The following is a 16,295-nucleotide window of genomic DNA, read 5'->3' on the forward strand; positions in this document are numbered from 1 at the left end:
GGTGGCCTGATCGTGGTGGAGTTCGGGCGTCGCCCGTCAGTGGCGTGCTGTCGCCGCCTGGCTGTTGTGCCTCTCGCGCGCCTGCCGACGCGCGTAGATTTTGAGCAGTTGATGGATGCGGTACGGGCCGGGAGGCCCTTCTTCGAGCAGACCCGCGTCGGCGAGCCGCTCCAACGCCTCTTCCGCCTCGGGCGAGTCACCGAGCGCGTGGGAGGAGAGCAGCAGCCCCTCGTGGTCGCCGAGCCGGTGGAAGGCTTCCCGCCAGCGCGGCTCCAGGCGGCGCAGCGCGCCGCCGAACACCTGCGGTACGGACAGCCGCGGGTCGTCGGCGAGGGAGAGCCTGGCGGGCAGGTCCTCCGCCAGCCAGGCCACACAGTCCTCGACGCGCAGCCCGGGGCGGGTGAGCAGCCGGGCGGCGGCGATCCGCAGGCTGAGCGGGAAGTGGCCGCAGACATGGGCGAGTTCGCCCGCGGCGGCCGGTTCCGCCGCCACGCGTTCCGGGCCGAGAACGGCGGCCAGCAGTTGCCGGGACTCCGCCGGGTCGAGGGTGGACAGCCGGTGCACACTGCCGCCGTGCGTGGCCATCAGTCCGGCGAGGCCGCGTCTGCTGGTGACGAGCGCGGCGCTGCCCGGCCCGGCCGGGAGCAGCGGGCGGACCTGGTCGGGACTGGTCACGTCGTCGAGGACGAGCAGCGTCGCGCCGTCGGTGGTTCCGGGCGGCGGCAGGTGTGCCAGGGCCTCGGCCGGGGTGACGGGGGAGCCGTCCTCACGCGTCATGGCGAGGATGAACACGCCGCCGGGGAAGCTGTGCTGGGAGTCATGGGCGGCTTGCTGGGCCAGCGCCGTCTTTCCGATGCCCGGGGCTCCGGAGAGGACCACGACGGTGGTGTCCGGGGATCCCGCGGTGAGGCGGGCGGTGATCGCCGCCCGCTCGGCGGTACGGCCGGTGAAGGACGGCACCGGCGGCACCGGCCGTACGGCGGGCGCGAGCGCCGCGGGCGGTACGGGAGCGGGAGCCGGAGCGGGGATCCGAGCGGGGGCGGCGATCGCCAGGGGCTCGGCGCGCGGGGCGAGAGCCACCGCCGTACGGCCGCCGGGGAGCGGCGTCCGGTCGAGCGCCGGATCGAGTGCGGGCGGACCGAGGTCGTCTCCGCGGAGGATCGACAGTTCGAGCCGCTGGAGCGACGGGCCGGGATCGACGCCCAGTTCTTCCTTCAGCCGGCCTTTCACACTGCGGTACTCGGAGAGCGCCTCCGACTGCCGGCCGGTGCGGTAGAGGGCCTCGATGAGCTGTTCGGAGAACCGTTCCCGTCCGGGGTGCCGGCGGGCGGCCTCCCAGAGGTCGACCAGTACCTGGCGACATCGGCCCAGCGCGAGCTCGATGTCGCAGGCCCGTTCGAGCGTGCGCAGCCGCTCCTCGGTCAGTCCCGGCACCTCGTCGCGGTGCAGCATCGGGGAGGGCACGTTCGCCAGGAGGGGCCCCTGCCAGAGCGTGAGCGCCTCCTTGAGCCGGTACAGCTCCCCCTCGGCGTCGTCCGCGGCGTCCGCCGCCCGTACCAGCGCACGGAACCGCACCAGGTCGAGTGTGTCGGCGTCGGCGTTCATCCGGTAGCCGCCCGGCACCGCCTCGATGACATTGCGGGTGACTCCGTACTTGGCGAAGATCCGGCGCAGCCTGAGGACACAGCTCTGGAGCGCGGCCCTGGCCGTGGCCGGCTGGTCCTCGTCCCACAGGGCGCGCAGCAGATAGCCGGTGGACACCACGGATCCCGGGTGAATGAGGAGAGCCGCCAGCAGGCTGGACGGTTTGGACGGTTTAAGAACAACAACGTCATGGCCCTCGGCAATACTCAAAGGACCCAAAAGCTGAAAACGCACGCGACCTCTGCCCCCCGAATCAGTAGCGTCCGTGACGCATGAAAGTGCCGAATCCCGGGCACCGCACGACATCAGGGCATCCATGGACGGAAAGGGTGCGCGTTTTTCGTTGGTACAGACCTCTGCCAGGCCCCACTGATTCCCTACTCCCCCGTAGCCACGCTGCTGAGTTGCCCCGCCACCATCGACGAGGGCCAGCTCAGCGGAGTGATACGTACCGCCGTTCCAAAGGAAATTAACGTTGCTTTACCAACAGATGAATAGGCTCGGCGGTGCACGTGCGATGGTTTCCAAAACAATGCCGACGCCCAGAACTTGTTGGGCATCCTAGTAAGTCCCCCATGGAAAGTCGACCCTCCGGCACGCCGGTATTCCCGGACGGCGAACCAACCGGAAAGAAGCACTTATTGAGTGTGAATACGGCCCGCCGTCGCGAACACAGACAAAGGGGGACGCGCAAAGGGGCACACACAAAGGGGGAGGTCCCGCGGAGCGCGCTCCGCGGGACCTCCCCGGCACCGTGCCCGCGCGGGTCAGCCCGCCGTGTCCGTGTGCTCCGCTTCCGTCAGGACGACCGTGACTCCGCGCGCGCGGAGGCCCTCGACGACCCGGGGGTCCGCCGCGTCGTCGGTCACCAGCGTCCAGTCGGGCCGGAGCGGGGTCCAGGTGTGGAACGGCCGGCGGCCCAGCTTCGCCGCGTGGGCCAGGACGTACACGCGCTCGGCGCGCCGGGCCATCAGTTCCTTGAGGCGCGTCTGGCGGAGGTCGGCCTCGCAGATGCCGTACTCCGCCGAGACGCCGTCCGTACCCAGGAAGAGCCGGTCGAACGTGAGACGCTCCAGGGCCGCTTCGGTGAGCGGTCCCACGAACCCCTGGCTGAGCGGGCGCAGCGTCCCGCCGAGGCATTCGACATGGACGGACTCGACGTCCGCCAGCTCCTGAAGGGCCGTCAGGCCCGTGGTGGCGACGGTGACATCCTTCGCCGTGCGCAGTTCGTGGGCGAGCGCCCCCACGGTCGATCCCGCGTCCAGCAGCAGCGACTCCCCCGGCCGTACCTCCGCCGCCGCCCAGCGCGCGATCGCCTGCTTGGCCTCGAACGCCTCGCCCGTGCGCTGCCGCAGCGACGCCTCGGGGTGGGCGGCCAGCGCCATGGCACCGCCGTAGGTACGGGCGAGCTGTCCGTCCGAGGTCAGCTTCGCGAGATCGCGCCGGATGGTGGAGGCCGTGACCCCGAACAGCTGGGACAGCTCCTCCACACTGGCCAGTCCGGTGGTCGTGGCGAGATGGACGATTCGATCGCGCCGGGCCTTCGATCCGATCGCAGACATCAGTCTTCTGTCCTCCGGTGCGGACGATCGGGTGGTCAACGGGCCGGAGCGGTGGACATCTCGGCGGCCTGGCGCAGGGCCTCGACCATGCTACCGGCCTCGGCACGGCCCGTACCCGCGATGTCGAAGGCGGTGCCGTGGTCGACGGAGGTACGGATCACCGGCAGTCCCACGGTGAGGTTGACGCCGGCTTCTATGCCCATGACCTTGACGGGGCCGTGGCCCTGGTCGTGGTACATGGCGACGATCAGGTCGTAGTCGCCGCGCGCGGCGAGGAAGAAGGCGGTGTCGGCGGGGAGCGGTCCGACGGCGTCGATGCCGTCGGCGCGCAGCACCTCGATGGCCGGGACGATCTTCTCCTCCTCCTCGCCGTAGCCGAACAGGCCGTTCTCGCCCGCGTGCGGGTTGATGCCGCACACCCCGATGACGGGCTTCGCGACCCCGGCCCGCACCATCGCCTCGTGGCCGCGGCGCACGGTCCGCTCGACGAGTCCGGGTTCGATCCGGCGCACGGCGTCGATCAGTCCGATGTGGGTGGTGACATGAATGACCTTCACCTTGGGGGTGGACAGCATCATCGACACCTCCTCGACCCCGGTGAGATGCGCGAGGAGTTCGGTGTGTCCGGGGTAGAGATGGCCGCCCGCGTGCAGGGCCTCCTTGTTGAGCGGGGCGGTGCAGATGCCCTGCACGTCGCCGCGCACGGCGAGTTCGGCGGCGACCCGTACGTACTGGTACGCGGCGTCGCCCGCGACCGCGGACAGCTGTCCCCACGGCAGGTCGGCGGGGAGCAGTCCGAGGTCGACGACATTGATACGGCCGGCGCGGAACACGGCGTCGGCCGGGGTCCCGACGGAGACGATCTCGCAGGAGACGCCGAGGATCCGGGCCGCCTGGCGCAGGCGTTCCGCGTCCCCGATGACGACGGGGCGGCAACGGCGCGCGGTGTCCGCGTGGAGCAGCGCGGGGACGATCACCTCCGGGCCGATACCTGCGCCGTCGCCCATGGTGACCGCGATGATCGGGAGCGGCGCGGCGGCCGTCTCTGTCTGCACGGGGGCCTCCAGGGGGGCGGTCGTCGGGGCTGCGTTCACAGGACTTCTCCTTGCGGTGCGGATGACACGGACGGTGGGGGGACGGGCGCGGCGGACCCCATGCCCGGTACGGCGGGCCGATCACCCCGTACGGCGTGCTGATCGCCCGGTACGGCGGGGCGAACCGGCCGCAGGGCGCGGGCGATCCGCAGCAGGGACCCGGTGTCGCCGTAGCTTCCGGGGCGGGTGACGACGGAGCGGCCGTCGTCGGTGCGGCAGTGCACGGCTCCGTGGTGGATCTCTCCCGCCGGATGGAGCCGGGTGACACCGAGCGTGTCCAGGACGCGCCGCGCGGTCTCGCCCCCGGTGAGGACGAGATCGGCGCGGTGGGGCACGGCGGCGACGGCACGGGCGAGGCCCGCCACCACACGACGGGCCGAACCGGTGAGGATGCCACGGGAGTTGTCGACACTGACGACGGTGATGCCGTGCGGGTCGACGGGGAAGGAGAGCGGCGGGCCCGCCTCGGCGAGCAGACCGGCCGGGAGGGCGGTGTGCCGGGCTCCGGCCCCGGTGAGTTGCGCGATCTGCGCAACGGCGGTGGGTTCCGCGGTGCCGACCACGACGAGCAGCGGCCGGCCGGCGGGATACGGCCGACCCGGGGGAAGGGGCGTGCGCGGTGACGGTACGTCAGCGCCGGCCGGGCCGAGCACCCGGCCGAGCGCGGCGGCGAGTCCGCCGGTGCCCATGAGCCGTACGCCGGGTCCCAGCGGGAGCGTGGCCGCGATCACCGCGTCCAGGTCCGCGTCCGTCTCGGCGTCGCAGACGGGGCGCAGTCCCGCCGCCATGAGGTCGCCGAGCCGGCCCGTGAGGTCCGCCCGGGAGGAGCGTACGGCGTCGAGCGGTACGACGGCCGTCCGCAGATCGCCGAGGGCGGCGGCCACCGAGGGCGGTACGGGCAGCGACTCGGCGCGCCAGGCGTCGGTGGCGTGCAGCGGGGTGCCGCGCAGATGGACGACGCCGTCGCGGACCGTGCGCCCGGCCACCGGCAGGGCGGGGGCGATCACCAGTCCGGCCGCTCCCCGCGCGTACGCGGCGGCCTCGGCGGCGAGGTTGCCGCGCAGCAGCGAATCCGTCTTCTTGATGAGTACGGTGCCGTCGGCGGCGCCGCGCACGGCCTCGCGCACGATACGGGCGGCCTCCTCGGCGGGAAGCTGACGGGTGTCGAGATCGAGGACCAGCGCCTCCCCCTCGGCGGGGGGAGCCGCGGGCGCCGGGCCCAGCACGATCCGGCCGGGGAGGCGCAGCGCCACCGCCGTCTCGGCCGCACCGGACAGATCGTCCGCGAGCGCGAGTACGCGGCACGGTGCACGCCCGTCGCGGGGCTTGATGACCACGGATACCTCCTCCGGGCGGCCCCGGCGGGCTACCTCGGTGCCTGATGATGACACATGCTGCGCGAAGTGCGCGAGACCTCTTGCGCGGAACACGCAATCGTGCCACCTTTTGCGGCGCGACACCTGTTGCCGCCGGACAGACCGGACCCCGGGAATCACGCCCCGGCGTCCGCCGGGCCCGGCGCGACAGCTTGAGCCGGTCGCTTCCCAGCACCCGAGAAGGTCGACGATGACCCCTACTCCTCAGAGCGCTCCTCCCGACGCTCCCTCGCGTGAGCCCTCGCCGAAGCACGCACATGAGGGCTTCGGCCGCCGCACCCTGCTGCGCTGGGGCGCCGCCGGTGGCGCGGGCGTGGCGCTCGGCCCGCTGGCCGCCTGCGCGGGCCCCACCGGGGCCCCCGGCCCCGGCACCCTCACCCTCGGTCTGAACCGTTCCCTGGTGAGCCTGGACAACAAGCTCAACCAGTTCGACGCCGCCGTCACCGTGCAGCGCGCGGTACGGCAGGCGCTCACCCGTATCGGTCCCGGGATGAAGCCGCGACTGGTCCTCGCCGACCGGTTCGAGATGGCCGGGCCCACCGCCTGGACCGTGCGGCTGCGCGACGGCGTGTGCTACTCCGACGGCAGCCCCGTCACCGTCGAGGACGTCGCCACGGCCCTCGGGATGTACGGGAAGGTCAACGGTTCCTTCCTGCTCGGTCTCTTCCCCGAGCTGCCCACCGTCGAGAAGACCGGACCCCGCACCTTCCTGCTGCACACCCGCGAGCCCGTGCCGGTGCTGGACCGGCTGATGGCCAACATCCACATCACCCCCGCCGCCGCCAACCGGCCCGAGGAGCTGCGGACCGGTCTCGGCTCCGGGCCGTACCGTGTCCTCAGGGCCAACGCGGGCGCCGGTGAGTACACCCTCGGCCGCAATCCGGCGTACTGGGGCGCCAGGCCGCGGATCGAGACCGTACGGGTCCGGTTCGTACCGGAGGAGTCCAGCCGGGTCGTCGCGCTGCGCAGTGGCGAACTCGACGTCGTCGACACCCTCACCCCGGACTCGGCCGAACAGCTCACCGGCCTGCCCGGCGTCCAGGTCGAGGAGACCTCCGGCGTCCGGATGTGCCAGCTGTTCTACAACTTCCGCAAGCCCGAGGGCACACCGCTCGCCGACCCGCGGGTGCGGCGCGCGCTGACGTACGCCATCGACGGCGACGCCCTGGTCGACGACGTGCTCAACGGCTCGGCGGAAGAGGCCGGCGGGGTGGTGCCGCTCGCGCTCGAAGGCGCGGTGCGCACCGGCTCGTACACCTACGACCCCGGCAGGGCACGCGCGCTGCTGAGGTCGCTGGGCGCGACGGATCTGCGGATCAGGATCATCTGGGAGTCGGGGGAGTTCGCCGCCGACACCTCCGTCATGGAAGCCGTCCTGGACATGCTCAAGGCCGTCGGCGTACGCGCCTCGCTCCAGCAGTTCGAACCGGGCGGCGACATCCTCACCTGGCGTCAGGGCCGGGCGGGCGACTGGGATGTCATCGGCAACGGCTACGGCAGCCCCACCGGCCAGGCGCTCACCACACTCCAGGGCATGTACGGGGGCACGGCGGCGAAGGAGCGTACGCGCGACGCCTTCATGGGGTACGTGATCCCGCGTGTGGAGCGGCAGCTCACCGCCGCCTCCACCGAGGTGGACGACGCCGAGCGGAACAAGCGGCTGGCCGCCGTGCAGAAAGCCATCTGGGAGACATGGCCCAGCCTCTGGGCCTTCGCGCCCAAGACGCTGCTCGCCCGCAGAACCCGCGTGCGGGGCCTGTCGCTGCTCCCGATCAACTCCTATGACCTGTCCGCCGTACGGCTGGAGGGCTGAGCCGTGCCGACGTATCTCGCCAAACGGCTCGGCCAGAGCCTGCTCACCGTCTTCCTCACCCTGACCACCGTCTTCCTGCTGGTACGTCTCGCCCCCGGCGATCCGGCCGCCGCCTACGCGGGCCCCACCGCGACCACCGCCGATCTCGCGCGTATCCGCGCCCAGTTCGGCCTGGACCAGCCGCTGCTCACGCAGTACGGCATCTTCCTGCGCGATCTGCTCACCGGAGACCTCGGCACCAGCTACTCCTTCCATGCCCCGGCCCTCGACGTGGTGCTCGACCGGATGCCGTACACCATCACGCTCGCCGTCTCCGCGATCACCGTCACCGCCGTGGTGGCCGTACCGCTCGGTGTGTGGATGGCGCGCCGCGCCGACTCGAAGCGCGAGCTGGGCGCGAATGTGCTGACCATCACCGGGCAGTCCATGCCGGACTTCTGGACCGGCGTGATGCTGCTGACCGTCTTCGCCGTGCTGCTTCCCGTGCTGCCCGCCTCCGGATTCACCTCCTGGAGCGGTCTCGTCCTGCCGACGGTCACCGTGGCCATCCTGCAACTGGCCCTGATCTCACGGCTGGTACGGCGCGAGATGACCACGGCGCTCGGCTCCCCGTACCTCACCGTCGCCCGCTCGCGCGGCTTCTCCGAACGCACCCTCACCTGGCGCTACGCCCTCGCCAACTCGGGGGTGCCGCTGCTCACCGCCATCGGTACGCGGTTCGCGGCCCTGCTCAACGGCGTGGTCGTGGTCGAGGTCGTCTTCGGCTGGCCCGGCGTCGGCTCGCTCGTCGTCCGTGCGCTGGAGACCCGGGACTACCCGCTGATCCAGGCCACCGTGCTGGTCACCGCGACCCTCGCGATCCTCGTCCAACTCCTCGTCGACCTCGCCTACCCGCTGCTCGATCCGCGGGTGCGCCTCGGAAAGGCGGCCTGAGACATGACCACCGCCCCGCGTACCGCCGCGTCCCCGGGCATCCCGCCCGCCGGCGCGACCGCCTCCTCCGGCGCCCGGCCGAGCGCCGTCACCGCCCGCGATCTCGCCCGTGCCACCGCCACCCGGCAGCGGCGCGGCGCCCGGTTCAAACTGTGGGCGGGAGCCGTCTGCACCGCGCTCGTCGTGCTGCCGGTCGCCCTCGCGGGTCTGCTGCCGCTCCCCGGAGCCGACGCGCAGGATCTGTCCCGGCGGCGGCTGCCCCCGCTCAGTGAGGGGCATCTGTTCGGCACCGACCAGCTCGGCCGCGATCTGCTCTCCCGTGTGCTGCACGGTGGCCAGGTCTCGCTGACGGTCGGGATCCTCGCCGTACTCGTCTCGGGACTGATCGGTGTCGCGGCGGGCTCCGCGGCCGGATTCTTCGGCGGCTGGGTCGACGCGGTCGTCTCCCGGCTGCTGGAGGCCCAGCTCGCGCTGCCCCTGCTGATGATGCTGCTGCTCGTGGTCGCCCTGTTCGGTCCTTCGGTCGTCGTCATCACCTGCGTGATCGCGGTCGCGCAGTGGCCCGAGGTGGCGCGGCTCACCCGCTCGCTCGTGCTCGTGGAACGGGAGAAACCGTATGTCGCCGCCGCCCGGGTCCTGGGGCTGCGCGGCTGGTCGGTCCTCGGCCGGCATGTCATCCCCAATGTGATCCGCCCGGCGAGCCTGGTGGTCCTGCTGCTGCTCGCCCAGGCCGTACTGCTGGAGAGCGCGCTGAGCTTCCTCGGCGCGGGACCGCAGCGGCCGTTCGCGACCTGGGGCCGGATCATCTCCGACGGCCAGGACTACATCACCACCTCCTGGTGGCTGGTCACCCTGCCGGGTCTGGTCATCGCCCTGCTGGTGGTCGGCGTCAACCTGCTCGGCGACGGGCTGCGCGACCGTACGGGTACGACGAAGGCGCCGCGCGGGGCGCGTGTGCCGCGTGGCACGCGCGCCGCACGCGTCAGGAAGGGAGCCTGAGCCATGACGGATGTTCCGCCGCAGGACGCCCGGCCGAAGGGCGCTCCACCGAAGGAAGTTCCCTTGCTGGACGTCGAGGATCTCCAGATCGAACTCATCACCGCGCACGGGGTGGTCCGCGCCGTGGACGGAGTGGGTTTCACCGTCGGCAGGGGCGAGACCGTGACACTCATCGGCGAGTCCGGATCCGGCAAGTCCACCACCGCCATGGGCGTGCTGCGGCTGCTGCCCGAGGGCCTCGCGGTGCTGTCGGGGAGCGTACGGATCGCCGGGCGGGACGTCCTCGCCGACCCCGGCGCGGCCCGCGCGGTACGCGGACGCACCGTGTCGCTGATCCCGCAGGACCCGATGACGGCCCTCAGCCCGGTCCATACGATCGGCCGTCAGCTCGGCGACGCGCTGCGGCTGCGGCACCCCGGACTGTCCCGTGCCGCACTCAGGGAACGGGGGACCGACCTGCTGGCCCAGGTCCGTATCCCCAGGCCGGAGACGCGCTGGAAGGCGTATCCGCACCAGTTCTCCGGCGGCATGCTGCAACGCATGCTGATCGCCGTCGCGCTCGCCGGGGAACCGGAGCTGCTGATCGCCGACGAGCCCACCTCGGCGCTGGACGCCACGGTGCAGGCGAGCGTGCTCGATCTGCTGATGGAACTACAGGAACAGGAGTCTCTCGGGATGCTGATGATCACGCACGATCTGGGGGTCGCCCGGGTCGTCTCCGACCGTATCCATGTCATGAGGGAGGGCAGGTTCGTGGAGTCGGGATCCGCCGCGCGGATCGTGGACCGGCCGGCCGCGCCGTACACCCGCGGCCTGCTCGCCGCCGTACCCCGGCTCGGTGCCTGGGACGAGGACACCCTCGCGCGGACCACGACGGGAGAAGCACGCCCATGACCGGTACGCACACCACCGGCGCCGGTCCGTTCCTGAGCGTCGAGGACCTCGTCGTCGAATACCCCACCGCGCGGGGCCCGTTCCGCGCGGTCGACCGGGTGAGCTTCCGGCTGGAGCGCGGCGGCTCGCTCGCGGTCGTCGGCGAGTCGGGGTGCGGCAAGTCCACCCTCGCCCGCGCCCTCGTACGGCTGCTGAGGCCCACCTCGGGCCGGATCGTGCTCGACGGTACGGATATCGCCGGGCTGGCCGAGCGGCGGCTGCGCCCGCTGCGGCGGCGCGTGCAGATGGTCTTCCAGGATCCGTACGGTTCACTCGACCCGCATCTGACCGCCCAGCAGATCGTGGCCGAGCCACTGCGCCTCTCGGGCATCGGGGACAGGGCGGAGCGCGCGCGGCGCGCGGCCGGGCTGATCGACCGGGTCGGGCTGCCCGCCACCGCCCTGCACCGCAGGCCGTCCGAGTTCTCCGGGGGCCAGCGCCAGCGCATCGGGATCGCCCGCGCGCTGGCCTCCCGGCCGGAACTGCTGGTGTGCGACGAGGCGACCTCCGCGCTCGACGTCTCCGTCCAGGCCCAGGTGCTCGGTCTGCTGCGCGAACTCCAGGCCGAGACCGGTATCGCCTATCTCTTCATCGCGCACAACCTCGGGGTGGTCCGGGAGATCAGCAACGATGTGCTGGTGATGAACGCGGGCCGGATCGTCGAGAGCGGCCCGACCGGCGCCGTGCTCGCCTCACCGGCCGAGCCCTACACCCGGGCGCTGCGCCGCGCCGCCCTCGACCCCACGGCGATCCGGGGCGTGAAGCCCCGCCACCTGCTCGGCGTCGCGGCTGAGACGCGCATCGCCACCCACGTATCGGAAGGCACCCGCTCGTGACCAACGGCATCCACCTGCCGCAGTTCCCCGTCCCGCTGTCCCGGCTCGTCCTGGGCACCATGACCTTCGGCGACACCGTCGACCGCGCGGGCGCCGCCACCATGCTCGACACCGCGCTCGACGCGGGCATCACCGGTGTCGACACCGCCAACGGGTACGCGGGCGGCGAGAGCGAACGTATCCTCGCCGGGCTGCTGCCGGGCCGTCGCGACCGGATCGTGCTGGCCACCAAGGCCGGTATCCCCCACCCCGACCAGGGCGAGCACGCGCCGCTGTCCGCCGCCGGAATGCGTGCCGCGCTGGAGGGCAGCCTGGGACGGCTGGGCACCGACCGTGTCGATCTCTTCTATCTGCACCAGCCCGACCGCGCCACACCGCTCGCGGAAACCCTCGCGGCCGTCGCCGAGTTCGTCGCCGAGGGGAAGATCCTCGCGTACGGGGTCTCGAACCACGCGGCCTGGCAGATCGCCGAACTCGTCCGTACGGCGGGCGAGACGGGGGCTCCGCGCCCCGTGGTCGCCCAGCAGCTGCACAATCTGCTCGCGCGCCGCCTGGAGGAGGAGTACGTCGAGTACGCGGCCGTCACGGGACTGCGCACCATGGTCTACAACCCGCTCGGCGGCGGGCTCCTGACGGGCCGTCACGCATTCGGGAAGACCCCGGATTCGGGCCGGTTCGGGGACTCCAAGCTCGCCGCGATGTACCGGCAGCGCTACTGGGACGAGCGGCTGTTCGCCGCGGTCGGCCGCCTCACCGGGATCGCGGACGAGGCCGGTATCCCGCTCACCGAACTGGCGCTGCGCTGGCTGCTCGACCGGCCCTCCACCGACGCGCTGCTGCTCGGCGGCTCCCGCACCGAGCAGCTGCGCGCCAACATCGCCGCCGCGCAGGCCGGTCCGCTGCCCGCCGGGGTGACCGCGGCCTGTGACGAGGTCGGCGCCGGGCTGCGCGGCCCGATGCCCGCGTACAACCGCTGACCCGGGGAGCCGCACCCCGGCGCCCCGGCCCTCGGACCACCCGGCCCGTCGCCGGGCCGGCCCATCCCGCCCCACTCGAAGGGACTTCCATGACCCGCCCCCCGTCCGGTACGCCCGCCGCCTTCGCCACCGCCCTGCGCGCCCGCGAACAGCTCATCGGCTACTGGTCCGTCCTCGACTCCCCCGTCTCCACGGAGCGCATCGCGCGCCTCGGCTACGACTATGTGGCACTGGACGCCCAGCACGGCCTGATCGAGTACGCGGGGCTGCTCGCCTCCCTCACCGCCATCGACACCAAGGGGAGCACCGCCGTCGGGCTGGTGCGCACCGAGGCCAATGACCCGGCGCCCATCGGCCGCGCGCTGGACGCGGGGGCGGCCGGGGTCATCGTGCCGCTCATCGACACCGCCCAGGACGCCGCCGACGCGGTGGCCGCCGTACGCTACCCGCCGCTCGGCCGCCGCTCCTACGGCCCGATGCGCTCCGGGCTGCGGATCGGGCCCGACCCGGCCGAGGCGCACGAACAGACCGTCGTCCTCGCGATGATCGAGACGGCGGACGGCCTCGCCAACGTGGCGGAGATCTGTGCGACCGAGGGACTCGACGGCGTCTATGTCGGCCCGTCCGATCTGCGGATCGCCCTCGGCGGCGCCACCTCCACCGACCCCGCCGTCGCCGACCGGTTCGAGGCCGCGCTCGTCACCGTGCGCGAGACGGCGGCCGCCGCCGGAATCGCCGCGGGGATCCACAACGCGGACGGCGCCAGTGCCGCCCGGCGGCTGGCGGAGGGCTACACCTTCGCCACCGTCTCCAGTGACCTGACGCATCTGGCACAGATCGCGGGCAGCCATCTCGCCGCCGCTCGTGGCACCGGAGAGGCCCGGTGACCCCGGCGAACCAGGCCGCCGACGGTGTCCTGCGCCCGCATCCCGGCGAACCGGGCCGTACCGAGGCCTCGCTGGCCGCGCCCGCCGCGCAGAACCACGCCGCGAACCTGACCGTGCTGCCCGGCGGGGACCTGGGCTGCGTCTGGTTCGCCGGGACGCAGGAGGGCGTCGCGGACATCTCCGTCTGGTTCTCCCGGCTCGCCCCGGAGGCCGCCGGCTGGTCCCCGCCGGTCCGGCTCTCCGACGACGCCACCCGTTCCGAGCAGAACCCCGTACTGTTCCCGGCGCCCTCCGGCGAGCTGTGGCTGCTGCACACCGCGCAGCGCGCGGGCCACCAGGACACGGCCGAGGTGCGGCGACGGATCAGCCGGGACAACGGCGTGACCTGGGGCCCCTCGCGCGTCCTGTTCCCGGCCACGGCCGGGGGCGGGGTCTTCGTACGCCAGCCGGTCGCCGTGCTGCCGTCGGGGCGCTGGCTGCTGCCCGTGTTCCGCTGCGTCACCACGCCGGGCGAGCCGTGGTCGGGCGGCCGGGACACCAGCTCGGTCATGATCAGCGACGACGCGGGGGCGACCTGGGACGAGCGGCCGGTGCCCGGCTCCACCGGGCTGGTGCACATGAACGTCCATGTCCTGGCGGACGGTTCGGCGCTCGCGCTGTTCCGCAGCCGCCGGGCGGACCATGTGTACCGCTGCCGGTCGGAGGACGGCGGGGAGTCCTGGACGGCGCCGGAGCCGCTGCCCGTCCCCAACAACAACTCCTCGCTCCAGTACGTCCCGCTGGACGACGGCCGGCTCGCCCTGGCGCACAACCACAGCAGCGCCGCCGACGCCACCGAGCGACGGGTGTCGCTGTACGACGAGATCGACGACGACGGTGTGAGCGGGGCCGCGCCCCCGGGGGACGCGGGAAGAACCGACACCGCGCCGCCGCCTCCGGACAGCGCCGCCTTCTGGGGCGCTCCGCGTGCCCCGCTCACGCTCTCCTTCTCGTCGGACGGCGGCCGTTCCTGGCCGGTGCGCCACGATCTGGAGACGGGCGACGGGTACTGCCTCACCAACAACTCCCGGGACGGCCTCAACCGCGAACTGTCCTACCCGTCCATCGCCCGGTCCCCCGACGGGACGCTGCACGTCGCCTTCACCCACCACCGGCGCGTCATCAGGTATCTGCGTCTGAGTCCCGCCTGGACGGCCGGGGAGGACATGAGCGGCTGAGACTGGGCCATTCGTGGGCCGTCGTGACCGGTCGCGGGCGGGCGGGAATACCGCGGCCGGGCATGCGGCTGGCACCGGTATGAGCACTCTCGGACTGATCGGCAGTGGACACATCGGCAGCACCCTCGCGCGGCTCGGCGTCGCCGCCGGGCTGGATGTGGTCCTGAGCAATTCACGCGGGCCGGAGACCCTGGCCGAACTGGTGGCGGAGCTGGGACCGCGGGCACGGGCCGCGACCCCCGCCGAGGCGGCGGCGGCCGGGGACTGGGTCGTGGTGACCGTCCCGCTGAAGAACTACCGCCAGGTGCCGGTGGCACCGCTGGCGGGGAAGGTCGTTCTCGACACGAACAACTACTACCCCGAGCGCGACGGACAGATCGCCGAGCTGGACACGGAGCAGACCACCAGCAGCGAACTCCTCCAGCGGCATCTGCCCGACGCCAAGGTGGTAAAGGCGTTCAACAACATCTTCTTCAAGCATCTGGCCACACTCGCCCGGCCCACGGGCGCGGCCGACCGCACGGCCCTGTCGATCGCCGGTGACGACGCCGGGGCGAAGGCGTCCGCGACCCGGCTGCTCGACGTCCTCGGCTTCGACACCGTCGACGGGGGGACCCTCGCCGACAGCTGGCGCTTCCAGCCCGGCACACCGGCGTATGGCATCCCGTACGCGCAGGACCCGCAGGGGCTCGCCCTCACCGACGACCCGGGCAGGAGCGCGGACGCCGCGACGGTCCGCACGGCGCTCGCCGCCGCGACCCGCGGCTGAGCCCGGCAACCCCTGGCGGGTGACCCCGGCCGGGGTCACCCGCCGGGGTCCGCTACGGCCGCGCGTCCGGCATCCGTATGACCGCCGTCCCGCCGTCCAGATCCACCGTGGTCCGGTGCGGCGGGGCGCCGTCCTCCTCGTCGTCCCTGAGCAGCAGCGCCGACTGCCGCTCCTTCAGTTCGTTCTGCTTGCCCGGCGAGAAACTCGCGTGCAGCTGCTCGAACCCGGTGGCCGAGATCTGCCCCTGCCGCGCGCTGTTGCGCCATGGCAGCATGCCCGCGCGCCCCGCGCGCAGCAGCAGCTGATCGGCGAAGGCCACCGCGGTCAGCACGATGACCAGGCCGGGAAGCGTCATGAACACCACTGTCTCCATCGCTCCAGTGTGCGGGTTCACGAACTCGCCGGGAACCAGCCGGGCGCGACGGCCGACTACTGACACGAAAGCGAGTACCAGCGCTCATGTCAGGAGCCGTTGAGCTCCGGAGGAGGACAGCCGGTTTGCAGTGGTACGAGGACGACTCCCTCTGGTCCGACTTCGCGCCCACGATGTTCTCTCCCGGCCGTGCCGAGCAGGCCGCCGGCATCGTGGCGAGTTCACCGCTCCTCGATTTCCCGCCCGGCTCGCGGGTGCTCGATCTGTGCTGCGGTCCCGGGCTGTTCCTGGTGCCGCTGGCGCGGCGCGGCTACACCGTCACCGGTGTCGATCTCAGTCCGTCCATGCTGGACCGGGCGCGGGACGCCTGCGCGGAGGCCGGCGCGGACGTCCGGCTGGTGCGGGCCGACATGCTCGACTACACCGAACCGGGCTCCTTCGATGTCGTGCTGAACGTCTTCACCTCCTTCGGCTACTTCGACGACCCCGACGACAATCTGCGAGTCCTGCGCAACGCCCACGCGTCCCTCGCCCCCGGCGGCCGGCTCGTGGTGGATGTGATGGGCAAGGAGGTGCTCGCCGGCTGGATCGGGCGGCCCCAGGCCGTGGATCTGCCCGACGGCTCCTATGTGGTGCAGCGCGATGTGGTGCTCGACAGCTGGCGCCGGCTGCGCACCGACTGGACGCTGGTACGCGGTACTTCGGCCCGTACGGCGTCCCTCACCTCCTTTCTCTACAGCGCCGCGGAACTGCACGATCTCTTCGTGGCGGCCGGGTTCACGGATGTCGAGTGCTTCGGGGGCTTCGACGGCGGCGCCTACGACCAGAACTCCCGCCGGCTGATCGTCAGAGGGGTACGGAAGTGACGGGCGTACGCGTACA

Annotated in this window: 15 protein-coding genes; 10 read left to right on the forward strand and 5 right to left on the reverse strand. The window is 72.5% G+C overall.

The features are described 5' to 3' along the window. Positions 1 to 36: 36 nt before the first annotated feature. From ACIOGX_RS27300 to ACIOGX_RS27315, 4 genes are all read right to left on the reverse strand, one after another. Positions 37 to 1,878 carry a BTAD domain-containing putative transcriptional regulator gene (locus ACIOGX_RS27300; protein ID WP_401917091.1) on the reverse strand — a complete coding sequence of 614 codons (1,842 nt, stop codon included), beginning with the start codon at positions 1,876 to 1,878 and terminating at the stop codon, positions 37 to 39. Between the two features lie 533 nt (positions 1,879 to 2,411). Further along, positions 2,412 to 3,206: a DeoR/GlpR family DNA-binding transcription regulator gene (locus ACIOGX_RS27305; protein ID WP_356513410.1), complete on the reverse strand. Its 795-nt coding sequence runs from the start codon at positions 3,204 to 3,206 to the stop codon at positions 2,412 to 2,414. A gap of 35 nt (positions 3,207 to 3,241) precedes the next feature. Next, positions 3,242 to 4,300, reverse strand: coding sequence for a 4-hydroxythreonine-4-phosphate dehydrogenase PdxA (gene pdxA / locus ACIOGX_RS27310; protein ID WP_356513408.1), 1,059 nt, complete (start codon positions 4,298 to 4,300; stop codon positions 3,242 to 3,244). Further along, positions 4,297 to 5,637 carry a four-carbon acid sugar kinase family protein gene (locus ACIOGX_RS27315; RefSeq protein ID WP_401917095.1) on the reverse strand — a complete coding sequence of 447 codons (1,341 nt, stop codon included), beginning with the start codon at positions 5,635 to 5,637 and terminating at the stop codon, positions 4,297 to 4,299. Before ACIOGX_RS27315 ends, pdxA begins: the two co-directional genes overlap by 4 nt. A 229-nt stretch (positions 5,638 to 5,866) precedes the next feature. Here ACIOGX_RS27315 and ACIOGX_RS27320 point away from each other — a divergent pair, with 229 nt between their 5' ends. From ACIOGX_RS27320 to ACIOGX_RS27360, 9 genes are all read left to right on the forward strand, one after another. Continuing rightward, entirely contained in the window at positions 5,867 to 7,489 is a 1,623-nt protein-coding gene (locus ACIOGX_RS27320; RefSeq protein ID WP_401917098.1) for an ABC transporter substrate-binding protein, read from the forward strand. 3 nt (positions 7,490 to 7,492) lie between these two features. Continuing rightward, on the forward strand, positions 7,493 to 8,422 hold the full coding sequence (locus ACIOGX_RS27325) for an ABC transporter permease (RefSeq protein WP_356513402.1): 930 nt from the start codon (positions 7,493 to 7,495) through the stop codon (positions 8,420 to 8,422). A 3-nt stretch (positions 8,423 to 8,425) separates the two neighbouring features. Beyond that, the gene (locus ACIOGX_RS27330; RefSeq protein ID WP_356513400.1) at positions 8,426 to 9,421 is read left to right on the forward strand and encodes an ABC transporter permease; all 996 of its coding nucleotides are present in this window, start codon (positions 8,426 to 8,428) and stop codon (positions 9,419 to 9,421) included. A gap of 3 nt (positions 9,422 to 9,424) precedes the next feature. After that, positions 9,425 to 10,315, forward strand: coding sequence for an ABC transporter ATP-binding protein (locus ACIOGX_RS27335; RefSeq protein WP_401917102.1), 891 nt, complete (start codon positions 9,425 to 9,427; stop codon positions 10,313 to 10,315). Then, the gene (locus tag ACIOGX_RS27340; protein ID WP_401917104.1) at positions 10,312 to 11,190 is read left to right on the forward strand and encodes an ATP-binding cassette domain-containing protein; all 879 of its coding nucleotides are present in this window, start codon (positions 10,312 to 10,314) and stop codon (positions 11,188 to 11,190) included. Before ACIOGX_RS27335 ends, ACIOGX_RS27340 begins: the two co-directional genes overlap by 4 nt. Continuing rightward, complete coding sequence (locus ACIOGX_RS27345) at positions 11,187 to 12,167, forward strand: aldo/keto reductase (RefSeq protein ID WP_401768187.1); 981 nt, start codon at positions 11,187 to 11,189, stop codon at positions 12,165 to 12,167. Before ACIOGX_RS27340 ends, ACIOGX_RS27345 begins: the two co-directional genes overlap by 4 nt. Positions 12,168 to 12,256: 89 nt before the next feature. Beyond that, positions 12,257 to 13,054, forward strand: a complete 798-nt coding sequence (locus ACIOGX_RS27350) for an HpcH/HpaI aldolase/citrate lyase family protein (RefSeq protein WP_383973027.1) — start codon at positions 12,257 to 12,259, stop codon at positions 13,052 to 13,054. Next, the gene (locus ACIOGX_RS27355; RefSeq protein WP_401917108.1) at positions 13,051 to 14,271 is read left to right on the forward strand and encodes an exo-alpha-sialidase; all 1,221 of its coding nucleotides are present in this window, start codon (positions 13,051 to 13,053) and stop codon (positions 14,269 to 14,271) included. The genes ACIOGX_RS27350 and ACIOGX_RS27355 overlap by 4 nt, the downstream gene beginning before the upstream one ends. A 79-nt stretch (positions 14,272 to 14,350) precedes the next feature. Beyond that, positions 14,351 to 15,040, forward strand: a complete 690-nt coding sequence (locus tag ACIOGX_RS27360; protein ID WP_401917111.1) for an NADPH-dependent F420 reductase — start codon at positions 14,351 to 14,353, stop codon at positions 15,038 to 15,040. A gap of 52 nt (positions 15,041 to 15,092) precedes the next feature. On the opposite strand, the gene ACIOGX_RS27365 is transcribed toward ACIOGX_RS27360, so the two are convergent. Further along, positions 15,093 to 15,413, reverse strand: coding sequence for a DUF6191 domain-containing protein (locus ACIOGX_RS27365; RefSeq protein ID WP_129771238.1), 321 nt, complete (start codon positions 15,411 to 15,413; stop codon positions 15,093 to 15,095). Positions 15,414 to 15,538: 125 nt separating this feature from the next. Between ACIOGX_RS27365 and ACIOGX_RS27370 the strand changes: the two genes are divergently transcribed. After that, positions 15,539 to 16,279, forward strand: a complete 741-nt coding sequence (locus tag ACIOGX_RS27370; RefSeq protein WP_356513386.1) for a methyltransferase domain-containing protein — start codon at positions 15,539 to 15,541, stop codon at positions 16,277 to 16,279. The last annotated feature ends 16 nt before the right edge of the window (positions 16,280 to 16,295 follow it).

It is taken from the genome of Streptomyces sp. NPDC088147, from assembly GCF_044741565.1.
GTDB lineage: Bacteria > Actinomycetota > Actinomycetes > Streptomycetales > Streptomycetaceae > Streptomyces.

Bases quoted from the DNA above. Each gene is read 5' to 3' on its own strand.
- ACIOGX_RS27330 (WP_356513400.1), top strand. From the start codon at position 8,426: ATGACCACCGCCCCGCGTACCGCCGCGTCCCCGGGCATCCCGCCCGCC.
- ACIOGX_RS27360 (WP_401917111.1), top strand. From the start codon at position 14,351: ATGAGCACTCTCGGACTGATCGGCAGTGGACACATCGGCAGCACCCTC.
- ACIOGX_RS27365 (WP_129771238.1), bottom strand. From the start codon at position 15,413: ATGGAGACAGTGGTGTTCATGACGCTTCCCGGCCTGGTCATCGTGCTG.
- ACIOGX_RS27320 (WP_401917098.1), top strand. From the start codon at position 5,867: ATGACCCCTACTCCTCAGAGCGCTCCTCCCGACGCTCCCTCGCGTGAG.
- ACIOGX_RS27305 (WP_356513410.1), bottom strand. From the start codon at position 3,206: ATGTCTGCGATCGGATCGAAGGCCCGGCGCGATCGAATCGTCCATCTC.
- ACIOGX_RS27340 (WP_401917104.1), top strand. From the start codon at position 10,312: ATGACCGGTACGCACACCACCGGCGCCGGTCCGTTCCTGAGCGTCGAG.
- ACIOGX_RS27350 (WP_383973027.1), top strand. From the start codon at position 12,257: ATGACCCGCCCCCCGTCCGGTACGCCCGCCGCCTTCGCCACCGCCCTG.
- ACIOGX_RS27335 (WP_401917102.1), top strand. From the start codon at position 9,425: ATGACGGATGTTCCGCCGCAGGACGCCCGGCCGAAGGGCGCTCCACCG.